A 21,197-nucleotide genomic window follows, 5' to 3' on the forward strand; every position below is an offset into this window, starting at 1 on the left:
CGACGGTGGAGAGGCCGTCCTTCGGGATCGGCTCAGGAGGCCCGGATCTCCGCCGTGTCGCGCTCGATCCGCATCGTGCTGACCAGTCCTGCGACCAGGGCCAGAACGGCGCTCACGGCAAGGCCGATCCGGGGCGCGGCCGCCGATGAGGTGAGCGTGAACAGCATCGCCATGATCACCGAACCCAGTGTCTGCCCGAGAAGGCGGGCCGTGGCTTGCATGCCCCCGGCCGAGCCGCTGCGCTCGCGCGGCGCCGAGAGCAGCATGTTGCGGTTGTTCGGCGTTTGAAAGATGCCGAAGCCGAAGCCGCCGAGCATCAGGAACGGCACGAGCGGCCAGGGATCCTTCTGGATCGGCCAGAGAGCGACGAGCGCAAGCCCAAGGGCAAGGAAACCGCCGCCGGCTGCGCAGAGCAGGCCGGTGGAGAACCGATCGGACATGCGTCCGGAGAGAGGGCCGGCAATGGCCACGACGAGAGGCCAGGGCGTCATGTAGAGCCCCGTCGTGAAGGCATCCAGATCGAGGCTGTGCTGGAAGTAGAAGGGCAGCGCGATATAGCTCGCCATCTGACCGGCGAAGCAGCACACGGACGCAATCACCGAAATGCGGAAGGGGCGGTTCGCCAGGAGATCGAGCGGGATGAGCGGCGCAGTGCGCGGCATCTCGCGCCTCACGAGAGCCGCGAAACTCGCGACCGATGTCACGAGCAGCGCAGCCGCCAGCCCGGGCTCGCTCGTGATCCGGTCAACGCCGAGAACAAGGGAAGCGAAAGCCGTCGCGTTGAGTGCCACGCTCGCCATGTCGAGCGTTCGGCCCGAGCCCGCAGGCTGCGGCAGCGCCAGCGCGGCGAGGAGCACGATCGCGCCGATCGGCAGGTTGATGGCAAACAGCCATTGCCAGCTGGATATGACGAGGATGGTAGAGCCGACCGTCGGCCCCGCCGCCGCCGACAGCGCGATCACCGTCGCATTCCAGCCGATCACCGCGCCGACCAGGCGGTGGGGATAGGTGAAGCGCATCAGCGCGATCCCCAGCGCCATCACGGCCGCGCCGCCGAGCCCCTGCATGAAGCGAGCCGCGATCAGCCACGGCAGCGATGGGGACAGTGCGCAGAGCAGCGAGGCGCCGGTGAAGATGAAGACCCCGGCCGTGAAGGTTCGGCGGAGACCCCAGCTTTCTCCCAGCGCGGCGCAAGGCAGCAGGGCCATCACCAGGGCCATTTGATAGCTGCTGACGACCCAGACCGATGCGGCAGGCGAGACCCGGAACGAGGACGCGATCGTCGGCAGCGCGATATTGGCGATGGCGCCGTCGAGGACGACCAGCACCATCGCCGCCATGATGGCCAATGTCGCATAGGAGCGGCGGGGCGCCGGCAATCCTGCGTCCCCGGCCGTCGCGCCATCGAAACTCCGGGCCGCTGGGGCTGAATGGGTCATCATGTTTCCTGTTCTCGGTCGATCGAGGACAGGATACAGATGGCCAGGCATGGCGGAAGGCGCAGGGAATACAATTTATCCCTGCATCAGACGCCATGTCTCAGTACGGGGGCGGATCGCTTCGCCGGGGTTTGCGTGAATGTCCCATCCAGACTTCAATCTGCTCGCTGCCCTGGACGTGCTTCTCGCCGAGGGAAGCGTCGCGGGCGCAGCCAGGGTTCTCGGCTTGAGCGACTCCGCCATGAGCCGGACCCTGCTGCGTCTTCGCACCGTAACGGGCGACCCTTTGCTCGTTCGGGCCGGCCGGAGGCTGGTGCCGACGCCGCATGCCCTGGCGCTCGGCGCACGCGTCAGGTCGCTGACCGACGAGGTGAAGGCCGTCCTGCGGCCGGCCGATCGCGCCTTGGATATCGCCGGTCTCGAGCGCGTTTTCACCCTCCGCGCCAATGAAGGTTTCGTCGCGACCTTCGCAGCTCCGATCGTCGCGGCGGTCACCGAAGCGGCGCCGGGCGTGACACTCCGCTTCGCGCCCAAGCCGGACAAGAATGTGCGCTTCCTGCGCGAGGGGATCGTCGACCTCGAGATCGGCGTGCTTGGCGATAGCGCGCCGGAGATCAAGGTCCAGACCTTGTTCCGGGACCGCTTTGTCGGAATCGTCCGGAAAGGACATCCATTGGCACAAGGCGAGGTCACCGCCGCGCGTTACGCGGCTTTTGGTCATGTCGTCACCTCTCGCCGCGGCCGAACGCATGGTCCGGTCGACGCCGCTTTGGAAGCGCTGGGCTTGCAGCGGCGCGTCGTCGTTGTCGTGCCCGACTTTCCGGCGACGATGGCGATCGCCGCGACTTCGGATCTTGTCGGGCTGGTGAGCAGATCATTCGTTCGCGCGGGAGCCGACAAGAGCCTGCTCCATGAATTCGACCTGCCCGTGCAGACAAGCGCGATCACGATCTCCCAGATGTGGCACCCGCGTTTTCATGCGGATCCCGCCCATGGCTGGCTAAGGGAGACGGTTCTGTCCGTTTGCCGGTCTCATCCGGCGGCCAGCGAGGCCTGAGCTTTGCTCTTGCCTAGATGCGCTGACCGGTCGAGCGCGAGAACAAGACAACCTCCGACAGGTCGAGCCCGACAGATACGGCTGCTCCGGGCTGAAGGTCGCTGTATCCCTGAACCGTCGCCATGATCTCTCCGGGCACGGCTCCCTCTTCGTCATGCGCCGTGGCGCCGTCCGACAGCTTCACGGCGACCACGGACTCGGCTCCGACATGCTCGACGAGACTGACGGTACCGGCAAGGCCGCCGCCGCTGGCCGAAGCATCCGATAGGCTCAGCGCGTTCGGCCGGATGCCGAGAAGGATGTTGTCACCCGCGACATCGGCCAGGGCTGGGGGAAGCGGCAGACGCGCCTTGCCGATGCAGATCGTTCCGTTATCGATGCGGCCTTCGATCAGGTTCATCGGCGGCGTGCCGATGAAGCGCGCGACATAGGTGTTGGCCGGCGAGGTATAGATCTCGCGCGGCGTGCCGAACTGCTGGATCACCCCGTCGCGCATCAGGGCGATGCGCGTGCCCATGGTCATCGCCTCGACCTGGTCGTGCGTGACGTAGACGAAGGTGCCTCCGACGCGCTGGTGCAGCCGCGTGATCTCCGCCCGCATCGCCGAGCGCAGCTTGGCGTCGAGATTGGAGAGCGGCTCGTCCATCAGGAAGACTTCCGGCTGGCGCACCATCGCCCGCCCCAGCGCGACGCGCTGGCGCTGGCCGCCCGACAATGTACGCGGATAGCGGTCGAGCATCTCGGTGAGCGATAACGTCTTCGCCGTCTTCTCGACGAGATCGCGCACGGCGGGCGAGCGCTCGATCTTCCGCTTGGCGAGCCCTCCGAGGAAGGGGATGTGGAACCACCATTTGAACTGACGCATGATCAGCGGGAAGGCGATGTTCCGGCGCACCGTCATATGCGGATAGAGCGCATAGGACTGAAAGACGAAAGCCATGTCGCGCGCGCTCGGCGGCAGCCGGTCGACGCGCCTTCCGCCGAGATGGATCTCGCCCGCGGTCACCGTCTCGAGCCCTGCCAGCATGCGCAAAAGCGTGGACTTGCCGCAGCCCGAGGGCCCGAGCAGAACGAGGAATTCGCCGTCCTCGACCTTCAGGTCGACATCGGCGATCGCGACCTTGTTGCCGAAATGCTTGGCGACGTGATTGAGCGTGATCGAGGCCATTCGTGTTCTTTCTGAGCCCGGTGCTTTGTCAGCCCTTGACGCTGCCGGCGGTCATGCCGGCCACGACATAGCGCTGGACCATCAGGTAGAAGGCGACGGCGGGCAGCGTGTACATCACGCCGATCGCCATGACGGTGTGGATCGGGGTCGAGAGTTCGCCAACGAAGCTGGCGAGGCCGACGGAGGCGGTGCGCAGCTCCTGGCTGAGGATTAGCGTCTGGGCGAAGACGTATTCGTTCCAGCCATGGAAGAAGGCGATCACCGAGGCGGCGGCGAGCGTCGGCGCCACCACCGGCAGCACGATGCCGAGAACGATGTCGAGCCGCGAGCAGCCGTCGATGCGGGCCGCCTCCTCGATCTCCAGCGGCACGCCGTCGATGGCGCCCTTCAGGATCCAGGTGATGACCGGCACCGTGAAGGCGGCGTTCGCCAGGATGAGGCCGCCCAGCGTGTCGAGCAGCAGCAGCTTGGCGAAGATCGCATAGAGCGGCACCACCAGCATCGCCTCCGGCAGCATCTGTGTCGCGAACAGCACGAAGCCGAGCACGCCCTTGCCATGGAAGCGGAAGCGCGAGAGCGCATAGGCCGGCAGGATGGCGAGCAGGATCGACAGCACCATGGTGCCGACGGCCACGATCGCGCTGTTCCTCAGCCAGAGCAGCACGCCGGTCTTGGCGAAGGTCTCGGCATAGTTGAAGGCCTGCGCCGGGTCGGGAAGCATCTGCGGCCGGTCGGCGAACAGGTTCGCCGAGGAGGTCAGCGAGGTGACGACCATCCAGTAGATCGGAAACAGCGCCGCGCTGAGCAACACCATGATCAGCGCCATGCGCAGCGCGTGGGAGGCAGGGGTCTTCATCAGCGGCGCCCCTGCGCGCGCTCGGTGCGCTGCGTGTACCAGAAGTAGACGAAGGTCACGACGAGGGCGATGCTGAGCCCGATCATGCCGACGGCGGCCGCTTCGCCGAGCTCGCGGGCGACGAAGCCACGCGTGTAGAGCTCGATGACCAGCGTCTTGGTCGCGCCGATCGGCCCGCCCTGCGTCATCACCCAGATCAGGTCGAAGCGGCGCAGTGACCAGATCGTGACGAAGAGCGCGAGCAGCGCCACCGTCGGTTGGATGGTCGGCCAGACCGCGACCTTGAAGATGCTGAAGCGATCAGCGCCGTCCATCTGGGCGGCCTCGCGGACTTCCTCCGACACGCCCTGCAGAGCGGCGAGCAGCACGACGGAGGAGAAGGGGAAGATCTGCCAGATCGTGGTGAACAGGACCGCCGGCAGCGCGAGCTTGGGATTGTCGAGCCAGCTCTCATAGCCGACCTCGAGATCCATCAGCTTCAGCACGTGGTTGAAGATTCCGTATTGCGCGTTGAGCATCCAGGCGAAGATGGTCGCGACCGCCACCGGCGGGGCCGCCCACGGCACCGTGACGAGCGCCCGCGCCAGACCGCGGCCGCGGAACGGCCGGTCGAGCAGCAGCGCGGCGCCGAGCCCGAGCGAGATCGCGAAGACCACGCAGGCGATCGTATAGATCAGCGTGGTCCAGAGTACGGAGGCGAAATCGCTCGAGGTCGCCAGGTCGTGGTAGTTGCGCAGGCCCACGAAACGGGCGTCCTGCGGCGCCAGCAGCGAGCTCTGCTGAAAGCTCAGCACGAACTCGCTGACCAGCGGATATCCCTGGAACACCGCCAGATAGAGCGCGACGGGCGCGATGAAGAGATAGGGCGTCCAGCGGCTCTCCCGGTCGCGCCCACCGCTCTGCGGAGGGCGGCCGGCCGCTGCCGTCGCCGGGCTGGCGGTGCTCATGCTCTTACTGCCGCTCGATGCGCTTCAGCGCCAGGGACTGCACCTCGTCCATGGTCTTCTGCACGTCGGCATTGCCGACGAGGATCTTCAGCACCTGCTCGACGACGATCTGCTGGATCTCCAGCGTCTTGGTTTCGAAGCCGAGCACGAGCTGCGGCAGAGCATAGGGAGTCTGCGCGTCGTAGACGCCGAGCCAGGGCGCGCGTTCCAGATCGGCCTTCGGCCGCTCGACCGGGGTGGCGACGCTGGCGGCGCCGAGGATGCCTTGCAGCTCGCTTTGCGCCGCGGGCTGCAGCATCCAGTTGATGAAGACGCCGCAGGCTTCCTTGTTCTTGGTGTTGGCGTTGACCGAGAGAGAGGTCAGGATCAGGCCCTGCTGGCGGTTCGGGAAGGGGGAGGGCGCCGCCTTGAAGCCGAGATTGGGGTTCTGCGCGGCGAAGATGCCGGCGACACCGCCATTGTCGATGTTCATGGCGATCTTGCCTTCCCAGAACATCCGCCGATAGGTCGCCGCATCCGCGCCCTTCGGGATCACGCCGGCATCATAGACCTGCTTGTAGGCGGTGATCGCCTCGACCACCTTCGGGCTGTTCAAGGTGAGCTGCTTGCCGTCGGCCCAGTTGCCGCCGAAGCCGTAGACATAGTTCGTCATGTCCTGCCAGAAGCCGGAGCGTTCCGGCATCGTCGCGCGGAAGGCGTAGCCGAAATTGCCCTTGCCGGTGGCGGCCTTCGCCGCGGCGAGGAATTCCGGGAAGGTCTTCGGCGGCTCGCCGCCCTGCAGCAGCGCCGGGTTGTAGATCAGCTGGTAATTGGCGAGCTCGAAGACGACGCCGTAGCGCTTGCCCTCGACATTGAGGAACTTGTCCGGCGCCTGGAAGGTGTACTTGCCGGCATCGACGAGGTCGTCGATCGGCAGGATGCGCTTGGCCGGCAGCGCCGCGAAGAAGTCGGTCTGGTCGAAGCGCACGAGGTCCGGGCCGCCACCGCCGCCCATCTGGGTGAAGACGGTGTTGGCGAGCTGCGAGAACGGGATCGCGACAGGCTGGACCTCGACCTTGTCCTGCGAGGCGTTGAACTTGTCGATCCAGGCCTTGAGCTTGTCGCCGCGGCCGGCCTCGGCGAAGGTCGCGGCGGCGAAGGTGATCGTGGTCTTGCCCTGGCCGAAGGCGGCGGTGGCGCCGAGCGCCGCGGTGGCGCCGGCGGCTGCCAGAACGGCGCGGCGGGTCAGTGTCGTCATGGCTTCCTCCGATTGTCCCGTTGCCCGGGCTGGTTTTGATCGCCGTGAGGATCGCCGCCGCCAAAGCACGCGCAACCGGCGATGATGGACGCACGGCGGGGCGCGATGACAGCGAGCAGAGCTCACATGAACAGTCGAGGAGATGGGGTTCAGCCGCCAAGCGTCGGCTTCTTGAATCTCCCTGGAACTCCGCGCTTCTTCGCCTTGAAGGCGTGGCACGGTGAAAGGCAAGCCTAAACATTTTGTAACATTTTACAAGAGCTCAAAGATCGGCGCCGCTGGTCCTCCTGTCTCGAAGCCTGCAATGAAAATCTGGAGAAGGCGCGAGAAATCGGCTCAAGGACCAGGACGCCACGATCCGGATCCCTTTGGCGTCGACAACCTCAGCCGGGAGCCTCGCCTTCATAGCCTCATGTCGTAGCCGGATTGACCCCGTGGCCTGAGCCGGTGATCCGCTGCCCGATCGGAAATCGATGCGGCGGCACAGCCGCTCCGCATGTCAGCTTCCAGAAAGCTCGGCAGCCTCCGCAGTCGGCGCGCTCCGAAAGCGGCGCCGATCGCCGAGACCGTAGCGAGGCTTGGCCGCCGACAAGCTGAGAGCAGCGGGGGCGGATGCGTACCCGGTCAAAGTGGCTCACCAAGGTAGGCCAGATCTGGTCTTTCGCCGGGAAGGAGTCGGTTTCAGCTGAGGGCGAAATGACACTCTAAGCGGTCGTCCTAGGTGCGGCGATCATCCCCAAGATATAGGCTCACCAGCCGAACAAGTTCACTCTGCATCGCGAGGTCGTCGATGTTACCCCGTCGCGCCGCATTGTGGATCACTCCGTCGATTGCGTCCGAAATCACGCGGCCGGCAGCATAATCGGCCGCGCTGGGTGGGCGCTTTCGATATGTAGCGACGGCCTGGGCATAGTAGGAGAGATATTCGTTCTCAAATTCGCTGTGGGGGTTTCGATACTCCTCGGAGCTGGGAGCTTCGTCTAGGAGGACACGATGTAGGCCGGGATGGATGCTCGACATTCTGCGAGTGCGGTCGCCCCGGCTTAACCAGAAATGGCTTAACCCTGAGCAACGGTCTTTCATCGCATCGGCCGAAGCCTTAATCACCTGCGTGCCAAAGATGTGGCCCCGCATCGATGATTGAGATGCCGATGTTTGCGCAAATGACCGACTTCGTCGGAAAGATCCTCGACAAGATCTCGGCGACGAGCCTGATCGCGACCGGAATGCTCCTGCTGACGGCGCTCGTCAGCGCGCTGGTCGCCTATCTCAGGACGACGAAGGAGCGCAGCTTCCGCGAGTTCTTCGATTTCGTGTTCCCGCATGAGATCATCATGCATCCTTCGGCGAAGGCGGACCTGCTGTTCTGGGTTACGCGCAAGGCGATCATGCCCTTCCTGATGCTGCCGGCGGGGATCACCTTCGTCGTCGCGGTCGGCTATGCGACCAACCGGGTGCTGGCGACGCTGTTCCACATCGATCCGCCCCTGATCCCCGGCCCGGCCGGCCCGCTCACCACGGTGATCTTCACCGTGACGATGCTGCTCGCCTACGACATCTCCTATTACCTGTACCATGTCGCGCAGCACCGCTTCCCGATCCTGTGGGAGCTGCACAAGGTCCATCACTCCGCCGAGGTGATGGTCGGCATCACCAAGGACCGCGTCCACCCGCTGGACGAACTGATGAACCGCGCCTGGGACGGGGTCATTCCCGGCATCTGCTTTGGCATCTGGTCGCTTGTCTCGCTCAACCTCGTCGAGCTTACCGTCTTTGGCATCAACGTCTATGTGATGCGCAATATCCTGATGATGGATTTCGTCAGGCACACGCATTTCAAGATCTCGTTCGGGCCGCTCAACAGCGTCGTGCTCTGCCCGCACTGGCACCAGTTGCACCACAGCGTCGATCCGCGTCATTACGACAAGAATTTCGGCCTGCTCTTCTCGTTCTGGGATCGCTTCTTCGGGACGCTCTGCGTGCCCAAGCCCGACGAGGACTTCAAGTTCGGCCTGATGGAGCGCAATGTCCGCGACTACCAGTCGCTTTCGGGCCTCTATCTCATGCCGCTGAAGCGGATGTGGCGCCAGATCAAGCTGCGTCTGCGCCCCCGCGCGGCCCGGCAGACCGCGCCCGAGATCGAGGAAACCCAGTCGTGACCGGGGGGAAGCGCGTTTCCGCAGCAGCCGGCCGCGAACTGGAGATCGTCACCTCCTACGAGCGGCTCGCGGCGCTTGCGCCGGCCTGGGACGACCTGTGGCGGCGCGCCGATGGGCTCGTGTTCCAGAGCCACGCCTGGATCGACGCCTGGTGGCGCACCGCGACGCGGCGCGACGATCGCGACCTGCTGATCGGGCTGGTCTGGAACGGTGCGGAGCTCGAGGCCGTGCTGCCCTTGGCCACGATCCGCCGCCGCAGCGTCACCGTGCTCGAATGGGCCGCCAAGGAGCATAGCGACTATGGCGATGCGCTCCTGGCGCCCGACCGGAACCGCGACGCCGTCACCGCCCTTTGGTGGGAGATCGCCGCGGCCGGCGGCTTCGACATGTTCTACCTCAACCGCCTCCTGCCGGATGCGGTTATCCGGGGCATCATCGCGCCCGACGTCGCGAGCGGCCGCTTGCGCCCCAATCACCGCAGCGAGATCAGCTATCGCGTCGCCGGCCCCTGGCGGCGCGGCACGGACTGGTTCGAGGCACAGTCGAAGAAGACCCGGCAGAACTACCGACGCGGCCGGAAATTCATGGAGGAAGCCGGCGAACTTCGCTTCCGCCTGATGACGCCCGACGAGCCGCTGGAGCCGGTGCTCACTCGCGTTGCCGCGCTCAAGCGCAAATGGCTGGAGCGGCATGGCCGCGCCTCCGATCTGTTCGACGAGGGCGCCCCTGCGCTCGCCGCGCTGGTCGACGTCATGGCCCGGCTCGGCATCCTGCATGCCTTCGTGCTGGAACTGGCCGGCACGGTCGTCGCCGTCTCGATCAATGTCGTCCAGCGCCGCCGGATGATGGCCTTCATCACCACCTACGACCCGGAATTCGAGCGTGCCTCGCCCGGCATGGTCCTGATGATGGACTATATCCAGTGGTCGATCGACCAGGGGCTGGAGATGGTCGACTTCATGTGCGGCGGCGAGGATTTCAAGCGGCGCTTTGCGACGGAATCCGCGACGCTGGAATCGGTGACGGGCGCGCGCACGCTGGTCGGCCGGCTGGCGATGCTCGCCGACAGCGCGGGCCACGCCATCAAGAACTGGCGCTCGCGCCCGGCGGCTACCGGCGCGCCAGCGGATTCCGCCGAACCATCGCCGAGCCATCGATAAACTCGAACCCGCCGGCACTGTTCAGGCTGTGCAGGCGGCGGCCGGGCCAGAGCGGCCCCCCCGCCTCCAGGATGGTCTCGACCTCCTGCGCGAAACCCGTGTCGTCGAGTTGGGTGACGCGGGCGATGCCGAGCGCCTTGCCGTACCCTTGACGGCAATCCTGCACCGGGCGCAGCAACTCCCCGTTGCGCAGTACCATCCGCCCCGCAGGCCGAGCCGAGGCGATGTCGATCAGCACGGGATTGCGCGGATGCGGCGTCCAGGGGCCGCGGAAATCCGGCGCCGACCACAGATGCAGCGCGTCCGAGAACGAGCCGCCGCCGTCGCGCACCGTCGCGAACAGCCACCACCGCCCATCCTGCTCGATGAGGGTGGCGTCGCTCGCGACCACCCCCTCGATCAGGGTCGCCTCCTTCACCCAGCCACCCGGAAAAGCCGTGGCGCGGAAGAGATCGACCCGCGCCGCGCTGCAGCTTTCCGGGATCATCCAGACCTCGTCGTCGCGGGCGAAGACGAAGGGATAGGACAGGTGGCCCGGCTGCTCGAACACGGGTTCGGGCCGGCCCAGCGGTCCGTCCGGCCCGAACGCGACCGCCGAGATGATGCCCTTGCCGGCCGCATGGGCGAAATCCTCGACGAAGAGCGTGACCCGGCCCTTGTGCAGGATCGGAAAGGGGTCGGCATAGAAGCGGGTGCCGTCATCCGGCAGGTCGGTCCAGCCGCTATCCGGATGCCGTTGCAGGGTGAACAGGTCAGGCCCGTCGAGCTTGCGCCAGCCGACCCGCCAATGCGGCGCGTGGAAGCAGGTCCGGTAGACCAGCTCGATCGCCTTCCCGATACCGGCCTTGACGACCGTCTTCGCGATGCCGGCCGGCGCGGCGGGCGGCGTCGGCGGCCCCGTCTCGTTCGCAGGCAGAACCGGAACGTGCAATCGTCCGCCGGCCATGGCGGCGACGATCAGCGTCACGATCCGGGCAAGGATATCGTCCAGCTTCGCCAGGAGGATGCGACCGTTTTCGGAGCCCGGCCGGCCCGCGGCGACGACATCGCCGCTTTCCCTGAGCTCGACGAGGGGAATCCCGCCGCCGAGCAGGGCGGCGACCAGAGCATCTTCTCCCGCCTTGCCGTCGAAATGCAGGGTCCAGCTCCGCCCGGCTCCCGCCGCGCTCCCGTCCCCGAGATCGAGAATCAGATCGGCGAGGCCGGCCCGCCGGCTGATCGGAACGGCCGCATCGCCGGGCTCAGCCACGGCGAACAGGCTGTCGGGGCGCAAGCCATGGAGCAGGCCCTCGACGCGAAACAGAGGGCCGAGCCCGCTCCCGTCGACAGGAGCTCTCTCCGGCAGGCAGAGCGACAGCTCGAGGCCCGGAATGCTCCGCAGGCGATCGATCAGCAGGAGATGCCATCGCCGCAACGGCGAAGCACCGATAGTCAACCTCAGTCGCATGCCCCATCCCACGCGGCTGCGTGCACCAAGTGGCCCGCGAGCGGAGGGTAGCCTGCCATGTCGGGATTTCGATTTCGTTAGCCCTGCCGGCGCAGTGGCGCGGGGGTAGAGCGGGGCTTGTTAAGGACTCGATGCCATTGTCCCCAGCGGTATCGCGACCGGGAAAGGCCGCGGTGCCGGCGTTGTTGTGTTGGTAGAGTAGAGGAATGGCCAGCCTGGCTGCGACCGATCATCGGCAGGAGGAAGCGGTGCAGCCGGCTCCTCGGGAGGCTTATCGCCGGCGTCAGGATGGCGCTGTCGAGATCTCCGAGCTCTGGCGCATCCTCTGGCACCGCCGTTTCATGATTCTGGCCATTGCCGGCCTGCTCGCAGGCCTGACACTGGCCTATGGCGTCGTGACTTCGCCCCTCTACACGGCATCAGCCCAGCTCCTGATCGACCCGCGGGACCGCAACGTCGTCAGCAACGACGTCAATCCGAGCTCCGTCTCGCCGGATGGCGGGCTGGCGCAGGTCGAGAGCCAAGCCAGCGTCATCCAGTCCACCAGCGTGCTGATGCGCGCGATCCGCACGACCAAGCTCGCCGAGGACAGCGAGTTCAACGGCCAGGGCCTGCTGTCGCGTCTGCTCGGCCGGGTCGCGGCCGACCCGCCGAATGCCGATGGCAGCCTGACGCCCGCGGAGGCGCGGGCGCTCGCCAACCTGCGCCGCAAGTTCTCGGTGCGGCGCGCCGACAAGGTCTTCGTCGTCGACGTCGTCGTGACGACGAAGGATGCGGAGAAATCCGCGAAGCTCGCCAATGCCATCGCCGAAGCCTATCTCGCCGACCAGGCTGACGCCCGCAGCAAGGCGGCCACCGAGGCAGCCGACTCCCTGACTGCCCGGCTCGCCGAACAGCGCAAGCGCGTCGAGAAGGCCGAGAACGCCGTCGAACGCTACCGTGCGGAAAACAATCTCGTCGCCTCCTCAGGCCGGTTGATCAGCGACCAGCAACTCGGCGAAATCAGCAATCAGCTTTCGGCGGCGCAGGCCCGGACGGCTGCGCTCAAGTCCCAGGTCGAGCAGATCGCCCAGCAGCACCGTGGCGGCAGCCTCGCCGGCAACTCGACCGAGGCGATCCAGTCACCCGTCATCGCCAAACTGCGCGAGCAGGAGGCGGCGCTCGTCCTGCGCGGTGCAGACCTGCAGAGCCAGCTTGGCCCGCGCCACCCCTCGATCGGGGCGGCCCAGAGCCAGCTCGTCACCATCCGCCGGATGATCGCGACCGAGATCACCCGCGTCGAACAATCCGTCCGCACCGATTACGAGCGCGCGCAGGGCAACGAGAAGCTCCTCGTCAGCAAGCTGGAAGCCCTGACACAGCAGACACAGGGAGCGGACCAGGCTTCGGTCCGGCTGCGCGATCTTCAGCGCGACCTGGAGGCTGCCCGCACCGTCTATGCCAATTTCCTGCTGCGCGCGCAGGAAACGCGCGAGCAGGCCAATCTCGACACCACCAATGCCCGTATCATCAGCCGCGCCCAGGCGCCGCAGCAGGCGAGCTGGCCGCCGACCCTGCCACTCGTCGCCGCAGCCGGAATGCTCGGGCTCGGACTTGGCGCAGGCCTGGCCTTGATTCGCGAATATGCCGCGCCCCATCTCATCTCCCGCGCCCAGGCCGAGGCGCTGGTGGGCGCGCCGGTCATAGCCGTGCTGCGCCCCGGCAAGCCCGCCGCGAAGCAGCGCTGGCGCCTGCGCAAGGTGCCGCCCGCGCCGTCCGGGCCCGATGGCGAGGCCGGGCTTGCCCTGCTCAGACTGTTCAATACGTCGGAAGCGGCTGCCGCTGCGGCGCGCAGCCTGCTCCTGACCTCGGTCGAAAGCGACGCTGTCGATCGCGAGCGTGTGACGGACCAGCTTGCCGAAGCAGCCCTCGGGCAGGGCGAGCGCGTCCTGCTGATCGATGCCGATTTGGAAAAGGAGCCAGAGGAAACCGGCCTCGGCCTGATGGACCTGCTGCGCGGCGAAAGCAGCCTGGAGTCATCGATCCATTTTGGCGCCAGCAAGGATGTCGCGATGATGTCCGGCGGGCGCCGCAAGGCCCCGCCGCAGAAGCATGTCGGCCGGACCTTCGCGGCGCGGATGCTCGCCGATGCCAGCCGGCATTTCGACCTCGTCGTGATGGATGGCGGCGCGCTCGGCCGCAATGTCAGGATCGCTCCGCTCGTCGGCATGGTCGAGGAGATCGTGCTGGTCGCACGCCTCTACGGCACGCGCCAGCAGGACATCGTCCAGGCCATGGAGGCCGCGCGCATCATGGGCCGCTCGATCACGGCCACGATCCTCGTCGATCCCGGCGGGCGCGGCTAGAGCATTTTCAAGCGAAGTGGACACCGGTTCGCGTGAAGAAAATGCAGCAAAATCTCCTCATGCGCGCCGCCGGGCTGCGGGCGGCACCGGGCTGGGCCCGGCTCGACGGCATCAGCCGCATCGGCCTCATCGCCACGGTGCTCGTGCTGTTCTGCATCTCCGGCGGCATGCTCTGGCTCGTCGGCTACAATTACGACGGCCTCGCCGGCTCGGCCGCGACCAAGATCCATCCCTCGACCTATATGGTCGTTCTGTTCTTCTGCTGGAGCGTGCTCGCCAGCGGCGATCCGGTCAGCCGCGCCATCCACCTCGCCAGCGCCCGGCCGGCGACGCTCCTGATGCTGGTCGTCACCATCGCCGTGATCGTGGTGACCATCCTGCGCGGCGGCGCCGGCATCGGCGGCATGGTCGACACCTATGTCGCCGCCTGCCTGCTGGTCTTCCTGCTCGCCGACGCCGATGACGAGACCATGGCGACACTGACCACGCTGCTGCATGTCGTGATGACGCTGAACGCCCTGCTCGCGCTCGTCGAATTCGTCACCCAGACCCGCTTCTTCCCCTACCGCTTCGACGGTATCGCCTTCGAGACCGACACGCGCTCCGCCGCGCTGCACGGCCATCCGCTGGCCAATGCCATGATCACCGCGTGCTATCTGATGGCGTTGATCAGCGGCTCCCGCCCGCTCTCGCCGGCCGTGCGCGGCACGCTGATCGCCTTGCAGAGCGCCGCCCTCGTCGTCTTCGGTGGCCGGACGGCGCTGCTGGTCTCGCTGGCGCTCGGCCTCTGCTACGGCGTCGCCATGCTGTTCGCCTCGTTGCGCGGCGGGCGGGTCTCGCTCGTCGGCGCCGCGATCGCCTGCCTGCTGGCGGCGCTGCTGCCGGTCGCGATCGGCGGATTGGCAACCATCGGCTTCTTCGACGACCTCGCGACGCGCTTCGTCTCCGATGGCGGCAGCGCCAACGCGCGCAAGGAGATGCTCGACCTGCTCGGCATGTTCTCGCTGGGCGATCTCGTCTTCGGTCCCGACAACGACCTCGTCGACACGCTCCGGCGTATCAACGGCCTGGAATGGGGCATCGAGAACCCCTTCATCCGCATGACGCTCTACCAGGGCGCGATCGTCACCGCGCTGGTGACCGTGGCCTTCGGCCTGTTCATGTACGAGCTCGCGCGGATCGGGCGGGCGGGCGGCGTCTGGCTGCCGATGCTCGTCTGGATCGTCCTCCTGAACGGCTCGGAGAGCATCGCGACGAAGACGAACCTGCCCGCCAAGTTCGCGATCGTGGTGCTCTGCCTCTATCGCTCGGAGCGCCAGACCAAGGCAGCGCCGCTCAGCCTGGCATCTTCAGCCCGAGCGCCTCGATCATGGCCGGGTCGAGCTGCCGGCTGACATCGTCGACCAGCAGCCCCAGGCTGTCGAACAGGTTCCAGAATGCCCAGGGAAAACCGAGCGCTTCGGCGCTCGTTCGAACATCCCTGACATAGCGCGCGCGGTCGGCGGGGGCCGATGCGGCGATGCCCGCGCCTGTCCGGACCGCCCCGAATTCGCCCATCAGGACGCGGCCGGGCGCGACGCTTTCGCGCTGCGCCCAGGCCCGGACCTGGCGCAGATAGCCCTCGATGAAGGGGCGGTCCGGCCGGGCGTCGAAATACTCCTTCAGCACCCGCTCGGTCTCCCGATAGGTCGCGGCGCCGCTCCCCGATGCCGGCTGGCCGAGCTCCGCCATCCGGGCGCGGACGGCAGCAAGCGTCGTCTCCAGCGTGCCGCGCGACGCGGGCCAGGGCACCGCGTTGAGCGCGGGATAGAACGGCTCGCTCATCCATTTCGCGCCCTGATGCGAGAACAGGTAGGGCTCGTAGAAATGGAAGGTGAAGAGCAGCGGCTCGAAGGTGGCGAGCGCGCTCGCCTTCAACGGCTCCAGCCCGGCGATCATGCTGCCGCAAGCCCCCGTCGCGACCAGGGTGAGATCGGGAGCAGCACTTCGCGCGGCGCCGAGCATGCGTCGCTGGAGCCGATCCCATTCGGTGGCGCCGCAAGCCTGGAACGGCTCGTTGACGGGTTCGAGCGCGACACGGTCCGGCCCCAGCCGCACGAGCCGCCTCGCCAGTTCCGCGATGACAGCGAGATAGCCAGGAAAGCCCGGCGCGGCCTCGCTGCCGAAGAGACGGGCCGGCGTCCAGTGATGCGTGGCCGCATTGGCATGGAGATTGAGGACGACGGCGAAACCCTGGCCGAGCGCCTGCGCGACCGCCGCCATGACCTGATCCAGCAGGATCGCCCGCTCGCGCGGCGCAGCGGCCAGGATCGGCCCGGGATCGACGGGGATGCGCACGAAATCGAAGCCCGCCCGGCGCAACCGGCCGAGATCGCGCGCGGTCGGAACGGGACGATCGAGCTGGAAGGGCGGCCAATCGTAATCGGTACGCGGCGCCGGAAATTCCCGCGTCAGCGAGAACCACGGCCATAGATTGATCCCGCGCCGAAGAACGAGCGGCTGTACGGCCTGCGCCGGTCTCGCGCCGAGCAGCGTTGCCCCGACGCCTCCCGCCAGGACGGCCCGGCGGCTGAAGCTCATCCGGAGCTCTTGTCGGCCAGCTTGACGGCAGCCAGTTCGGGTGCCGCGGCCCCACCCGTCAAGGCCAGCGCCTCGCGCTCGTAATGCTCGAGCACGGCCTGCCACCTGAACTTTTCCTGCGCCCGCGACAAGGCCGCCTTCTTCAGACGCCCGGCGAGAATGTCGTCGGCGATCAGCCTGCCGATCGCCTCGGAGCAGCTGGCCTCATCCTTGAAGAAAAGCCCGGCCTCGCCCGCCGTCCAGCGATTATAGGGATTGTCATGCGCGATGACCGGGTTGCCGGCCCAGAGCGCCTCGACCAGCGACGGATTGGTGCCGCCGACCGTATGACCATGCATATAGGCGCGTGCGTGGAAGCGCAGCGCCTGCACGATGCTGGCATCATAGATCCCGCCGGGCGTCAGCACCTCTGGCCCGGTCGCGGCCATGACCTCGCGGTGATACGCGATCTTGTCCGAGAACGTGCCGAGGACCACGAGCTTCATGCCGCGCGGCTCGCGCGAGAACGCCTCGACCAGCGTCAGGATCGAATTGTCCGGCTCGATCCGGGCGATCGAGACGAGATAGCGGCCGCTTTCGAGGCCGAGCTTCGCCAGGGGAGCCACCGGTGCCGACGGGATCGGCACGCCGCCATAAGGGATCATGGCTGTCGCCGAGCGCGGGCGCCGCGTTGCCAGATGGTCGGCGATGATGGGATGGTCGGCCACCAGCCGGTTGGACGACCAGGCCGCGATCCATTCGTTGAGCCAGAACCAGGCGCGGACCGGAAAGGACCATTTTGGCCGACGCCATTCGATGCCGTCCATGTTGGTGAAGATCTTGCGCCCGGCCAGCCGGAGATAGGGCAAGAAGACCGCCCCGTTATAGCCGAGCACGAGGCTCACCGCGTCGCGTCGTGCCGCATCCCGCACGCAATGCCAGTCGAATTCGAGCGTCGCCTTCGGTCCGTCCGATGCGACCTGCGTCCGGATCAGCTCGATGCCGCGCCACATCTCGCTGCGAAACCGTTGCGTGACGGTCGGAACCTCGTCCTGGCAGTAGACGCCCACGCGCCAGCCACGCTCGACGAGAAACAGAGCAAGTTTCTCCGCAAAGGTCTCAAAACCGCCATGCGCTGCCGGAATCCCGCGTGTTCCAAGGATCAGCAGGGTGGGAGGAGTGTCCATTTTCAATCTGTCCAAACCGACCCACGCACCGGCGCAGGCAAAGCGTCGCAATTTCATTATGCCTTGAATTTCCGTGATTTATCTTCCTTTCATCCGGAATGGTTAGGACGGGCTTTCCCGGATTGCGACCTTGTCCAGAACGGACCGACGCGGCCTCGAACGGAATTGGATCGTGACGCTCCGTATCGCCTGCATACATCAAGGGTACGAACTCTACGGCTCGGACCGCAGCTTCGCCGAAAGCGTCGCGGCGCTGCGCCAGGCCTACCCTTCGGCTGAGATCGAAGTCGTGCTGCCGCGCGATGGGCCGATCCGCCGGCTGCTCGAAGGCAACGCGAGCCGGATCGTCGTCGAGCCGCTCTGGGTGCTCCGCCGCAAGGACCTGCCGCGGCTGGTCGCGACCGCGCCGATCGCCTTGCCCCGCGCCATCTTCCGAGCTGCCCGCCGCTTCAGGCGCTCGGACCTCGTCTACATCAACACCTCGGTCATCGTGGACCATGTGCTGGCCGCCCGGTTCTTTCCGGGCAAGGCACTCCAGCACATCCACGAGATCCCGGAAGGCGCGACCCGCACGCTGCTGCGGCGGCTGATCCTCTGGGGTCGCGCCCGCCTGATCTTCAACTCCCGTGCGACGCGCGAGGCCTTCGAGGCTCCGCCCGGTATCCCCTCCGACGTCATCTATAACGGCGTCGCCGGCCCTGCCGACTGGGCACCGACCGACTATGACGGGCAGCGCCCCTTGCGCGTGCTGATGCTCGGCCGGATCAATCGCATCAAGGGCCAGGAAGTCCTGCTCGCGGCGCTGGCATCCCTGCCGCCGGAGATCCGCGAGCGCATCGAGACCCGCATCGTCGGCAGCGCCTTCGAGGATCCCGGCCTCGAAATTGCCTTGCGCGAAGCCGTGACCAGCGCCGGCCTCGCCTCCCATGTCAGCGTCGAGCCCTTCCTCGACGATCCGACCCCGCTCTATCGCTGGGCGGATGTCGTGACCGTGCCGTCGCGCCGGCCCGAATCGCTCGGCCGCGTCGCGATCGAGGCGATGGCCTTCGGCCGCCCGCCGCTCGCCTCGGCCATCGGCGGTTTGCGCGAGGTCGTGGCCGACGGCGTCACCGGCCGCCTCCTGCCGCCGGGGGATGCCGACGCGCTGGCACAGGCTCTCGCCGCCATCGTCAGCCATCCGAAGGCTCTCGCGCCGATGGCGCAGGCCGGTCGCGAACGCTTCAACGCCCTGTTCAGCGAGCAGGCCGTCGCGCAGGCGATCGCAGCGGTGGCCGCCGACATGCTTCGCCAGGGCTCGAGCCGCCCGCGATGAACCTCCAGGCCATCCGCCATATCGTGCTGCGACTCGTCGTCATGGTCGGCGGCGAGGCGATGCAGAGCGCCTTCCATCTCGGCCTCAACATTGCGCTGCTGCATTCCGTATCGGCCCGCGACTACGGCATCTTCGCCCTGGTGATGGTCGTTGGCGGGCTCGGCCTGACCTATATCCGCGCCTTCACGGCGCTGCCTGCCAGCATCGCGATCGCCCAGAGTCGCGGCTCCGGCGCGGCCGGCGCCTATGAGGTCACCTTCGGTTCGGCTGCGCTGCTGCTGTCGCTGCTGCTCGGCCTGGTCGTCACCGGCGTCCTCGGCGTCTGGCTCGACGAGGGCGCGCTGTTCGGCGGGGCCTTCATCGGGTTGTGGTCGATGCGCGCGCATGTCCGCACGGTCCTGTTTGCGCGCAATCGCCAGATGCTGGTGAGCCTCAGCGATCTCACCTTCACCCTCTGCGGCGCAGCGGGTACCGCCTGGGTGATCTGGGACGGCACCCATATCCTCCAGCACACCTTCGCGGTGATGACAGCAGCCAACGCGCTCGGCATCGCGGTGCTGTTGATCCTCTCGCGGCGGCGCCCCCTGCGGATCAATTTCGGCCGGCATGTCTGGCGGCGCTACCGCAAGCTCTGGCGCGAGCTCAAATGGTCGGTGCTGAGCGTAACGATCACCAACCTCCAGGGCCAGGGCATGGCCTTGATGGTCGCGGCGATGGCGGGTCCCGCGGCCTATGCTCCGATCGCGGCGGCGCTGGTCAATTTCGTGCCGCTGCGCATCGTCTCCACCGCCTTCGCCAACATGATGCATCCCGAGCTCTCCAAGCTCATGGCGCATCGCGATTTCACCAAGGTCGGGCAGCGGCTGCGGCGCTGGCCCCTGCCGCTCGCCTGCCTCGGCATCCTCTACGGCATCGTCGTCCTGATCGCCCTGCCCTTCATCGAGCCCGACAGCCTCGAAGGCACGCGCTTCTTCAAGATTTCCGTCCTGGCCTGGGTGATGAGCAGCCTGCCGATGCTCTATGTCATGCCGCGCATCTGGCTGGAAATCGCGCAGGACTACCGCTCCATCGCCATTCTCTCGGCCATCGCCGCCGCCGCCGGCCTGCTGCTCGTCTTCGTGCTGCTGCTGACCGTCCCGCCGTCCTGGGCCCTGCTCGGCGGCGCGCTCTCGGAGGTCATCGTGCTCATCGGCTCCTGGGCGATCGTCCGGCCACGGCAGCGCGCAGCCGAGCAAGCCGCCAGCCGGCGCTGAGAGGGGCGAGCCAATTCCAAGCTAGGCAATATCGATTTGCCTGCGCCGCCCCTCGGCTGAAATCCTGAGATCGATGGTTCGCTGGCAAACGTCGGCAACGGGCCGTCACCGGTAGCGCGTCAGGCGCTCGCGCGACGGCCCAGAAAGCGGATCGGGCACGCTACTGGAGGCTTTTTCACGCCACTTCGGTTCTCGCGGCGAACCGAAGCGGGCACGGGCCAGCCCAAGAATGCGGCCCTGCGATGCCGGGATATCTGCGCGCCCAGCCTCTCGAGAGGATCGCCCCCACCCTTTAACCTACGGAAGAACCTACGGAAGCTCCGCGGAATCGGGCGTGGCACACCGCATATGCGGGAAAGCTGAAACCAGCTGGCGGACAGGGCGGGATTCGAACCCGCGATACGGTTTCCCGTATACACACTTTCCAGGCGTGCGCCTTCAACCACTCGGCCACCTGTCCGGCGGGCTGCTTATGACCGCCGAGGCGTAATCTTTCAAGGGCCGAGTCGCAGTGTTTTCACAATCCCTTGCGATCAGGCCGCGGGCTCCGCTGTTCGCCCGCCTCGCGAAGCGATGCGCGCTTGGCGCGATCCGGCGGAAATCGTCCCGGGCGGGTTGCGCTCGGCGGTCGGCACGCGCACATCTCTGGTCGGCGCGGTGGCAGGCCCGTGCCGAAGGCGAAGGCGTGGACGCAGAGGGCTGAGCTGTGCGGTTTCTGGTCAGGCTTGTCGGATATCTTCTCGTCGCTGCGGGCTTTATCATTCTGGTCATCGATGGCGCGCGTTCGATCGCGAATGCGCTGCTGCGCTTCACCACGGTGGGGGATGTCCTCGCGGCGCTGCTGCACGAGCGCTATCGGCTGCTCGGCCCGATGATCGAGCGCGACATCCACCCCTTGCTATGGGATCCGGTGCTGCTTTCCGTGATGCAGGCGCCGGCCGCGCTCGTGGCGCTCCTGGTCGGCTTTGCCCTGCTTTGGCTCGCTAGGCCTCCCGAGCCCCGGATCGGGATCGTCACGCGTCGGTGAACGGGCTGCGACGCGGCATCCTGTGCAGAGGCCGTTTCGATGCT

17 protein-coding genes and 1 tRNA gene are annotated in these 21,197 nt (G+C 66.9%); 8 read left to right on the plus strand and 10 right to left on the minus strand.

The features are described 5' to 3' along the window. Nucleotides 1-32: 32 nt before the first annotated feature. Nucleotides 33-1,439 (minus strand): MFS transporter, encoded by a 1,407-nt coding sequence (locus GGC47_RS13920; protein WP_429068417.1) that lies wholly within the window; start codon nucleotides 1,437-1,439, stop codon nucleotides 33-35. Nucleotides 1,440-1,578: 139 nt separating this feature from the next. Between GGC47_RS13920 and GGC47_RS13925 the strand changes: the two genes are divergently transcribed. Further along, nucleotides 1,579-2,496, plus strand: a complete 918-nt coding sequence (locus tag GGC47_RS13925; RefSeq protein WP_429068418.1) for a LysR family transcriptional regulator — start codon at nucleotides 1,579-1,581, stop codon at nucleotides 2,494-2,496. Nucleotides 2,497-2,509: 13 nt separating this feature from the next. Here the strand turns inward: GGC47_RS13925 and GGC47_RS13930 are convergent, their stop codons facing one another. From GGC47_RS13930 to GGC47_RS13950, 5 genes are all read right to left on the minus strand, one after another. Next, a complete protein-coding gene (locus GGC47_RS13930) occupies nucleotides 2,510-3,664 on the minus strand; it encodes an ABC transporter ATP-binding protein (protein ID WP_429068419.1) in 1,155 nt (384 codons plus the stop codon). A 28-nt stretch (nucleotides 3,665-3,692) separates the two neighbouring features. Beyond that, nucleotides 3,693-4,520 (minus strand): carbohydrate ABC transporter permease, encoded by an 828-nt coding sequence (locus GGC47_RS13935; protein ID WP_038366856.1) that lies wholly within the window; start codon nucleotides 4,518-4,520, stop codon nucleotides 3,693-3,695. Further along, entirely contained in the window at nucleotides 4,520-5,467 is a 948-nt protein-coding gene (locus tag GGC47_RS13940; RefSeq protein ID WP_142022208.1) for a carbohydrate ABC transporter permease, read from the minus strand. Before GGC47_RS13940 ends, GGC47_RS13935 begins: the two co-directional genes overlap by 1 nt. A gap of 4 nt (nucleotides 5,468-5,471) precedes the next feature. Continuing rightward, nucleotides 5,472-6,704, minus strand: a complete 1,233-nt coding sequence (locus GGC47_RS13945) for an extracellular solute-binding protein (protein WP_142022207.1) — start codon at nucleotides 6,702-6,704, stop codon at nucleotides 5,472-5,474. Between the two features lie 717 nt (nucleotides 6,705-7,421). After that, on the minus strand, nucleotides 7,422-7,838 hold the full coding sequence (locus tag GGC47_RS13950) for a hypothetical protein (RefSeq protein WP_162720129.1): 417 nt from the start codon (nucleotides 7,836-7,838) through the stop codon (nucleotides 7,422-7,424). Nucleotides 7,839-7,867: 29 nt separating this feature from the next. Between GGC47_RS13950 and GGC47_RS13955 the strand changes: the two genes are divergently transcribed. Continuing rightward, nucleotides 7,868-8,863, plus strand: a complete 996-nt coding sequence (locus GGC47_RS13955; protein WP_142022206.1) for a sterol desaturase family protein — start codon at nucleotides 7,868-7,870, stop codon at nucleotides 8,861-8,863. Next, a complete protein-coding gene (locus tag GGC47_RS13960) occupies nucleotides 8,860-10,023 on the plus strand; it encodes a GNAT family N-acetyltransferase (protein ID WP_142022205.1) in 1,164 nt (387 codons plus the stop codon). The genes GGC47_RS13955 and GGC47_RS13960 overlap by 4 nt, the downstream gene beginning before the upstream one ends. Here GGC47_RS13960 and GGC47_RS13965 read toward each other — a convergent pair. Next, on the minus strand, nucleotides 9,974-11,470 hold the full coding sequence (locus tag GGC47_RS13965) for a glucosamine inositolphosphorylceramide transferase family protein (protein WP_142022204.1): 1,497 nt from the start codon (nucleotides 11,468-11,470) through the stop codon (nucleotides 9,974-9,976). The genes GGC47_RS13960 and GGC47_RS13965 overlap by 50 nt on opposite strands. A gap of 206 nt (nucleotides 11,471-11,676) precedes the next feature. On the opposite strand from GGC47_RS13965, the gene GGC47_RS13970 reads away from it, so the two are divergent. Together GGC47_RS13970 and GGC47_RS13975 are read left to right on the plus strand one after the other, a co-directional pair. After that, nucleotides 11,677-13,815 carry a GumC family protein gene (locus GGC47_RS13970; RefSeq protein WP_081925492.1) on the plus strand — a complete coding sequence of 713 codons (2,139 nt, stop codon included), beginning with the start codon at nucleotides 11,677-11,679 and terminating at the stop codon, nucleotides 13,813-13,815. A 41-nt stretch (nucleotides 13,816-13,856) separates the two neighbouring features. Beyond that, nucleotides 13,857-15,209 (plus strand): VpsF family polysaccharide biosynthesis protein, encoded by a 1,353-nt coding sequence (locus tag GGC47_RS13975; RefSeq protein WP_185747965.1) that lies wholly within the window; start codon nucleotides 13,857-13,859, stop codon nucleotides 15,207-15,209. Here GGC47_RS13975 and GGC47_RS13980 read toward each other — a convergent pair. Beyond that, entirely contained in the window at nucleotides 15,151-16,395 is a 1,245-nt protein-coding gene (locus GGC47_RS13980) for a glycoside hydrolase family 5 protein (RefSeq protein ID WP_142022203.1), read from the minus strand. The genes GGC47_RS13975 and GGC47_RS13980 overlap by 59 nt on opposite strands. Continuing rightward, nucleotides 16,392-17,561, minus strand: coding sequence for a DUF1972 domain-containing protein (locus GGC47_RS13985; RefSeq protein ID WP_142022202.1), 1,170 nt, complete (start codon nucleotides 17,559-17,561; stop codon nucleotides 16,392-16,394). Before GGC47_RS13985 ends, GGC47_RS13980 begins: the two co-directional genes overlap by 4 nt. Nucleotides 17,562-17,733: 172 nt before the next feature. Between GGC47_RS13985 and GGC47_RS13990 the strand changes: the two genes are divergently transcribed. Both GGC47_RS13990 and GGC47_RS13995 read left to right on the plus strand, forming a co-directional pair. Beyond that, the gene (locus GGC47_RS13990; RefSeq protein ID WP_142022201.1) at nucleotides 17,734-18,873 is read left to right on the plus strand and encodes a glycosyltransferase family 4 protein; all 1,140 of its coding nucleotides are present in this window, start codon (nucleotides 17,734-17,736) and stop codon (nucleotides 18,871-18,873) included. Further along, nucleotides 18,870-20,126 carry a hypothetical protein gene (locus GGC47_RS13995; protein WP_142022200.1) on the plus strand — a complete coding sequence of 419 codons (1,257 nt, stop codon included), beginning with the start codon at nucleotides 18,870-18,872 and terminating at the stop codon, nucleotides 20,124-20,126. The genes GGC47_RS13990 and GGC47_RS13995 overlap by 4 nt, the downstream gene beginning before the upstream one ends. Before the next feature lie 370 nt (nucleotides 20,127-20,496). Here GGC47_RS13995 and GGC47_RS14000 read toward each other — a convergent pair. Continuing rightward, nucleotides 20,497-20,586: transfer RNA gene (locus GGC47_RS14000), tRNA-Ser, on the minus strand. A gap of 246 nt (nucleotides 20,587-20,832) precedes the next feature. Between GGC47_RS14000 and GGC47_RS14005 the strand changes: the two genes are divergently transcribed. Further along, nucleotides 20,833-21,153, plus strand: a complete 321-nt coding sequence (locus tag GGC47_RS14005) for a hypothetical protein (protein WP_142022199.1) — start codon at nucleotides 20,833-20,835, stop codon at nucleotides 21,151-21,153. Nucleotides 21,154-21,197 lie beyond the last annotated feature (44 nt).

Source organism: Allobosea sp. OAE752, from assembly GCF_050433265.1.
GTDB classification, from domain to species: domain Bacteria; phylum Pseudomonadota; class Alphaproteobacteria; order Rhizobiales; family Beijerinckiaceae; genus Allobosea; species Allobosea spartocytisi.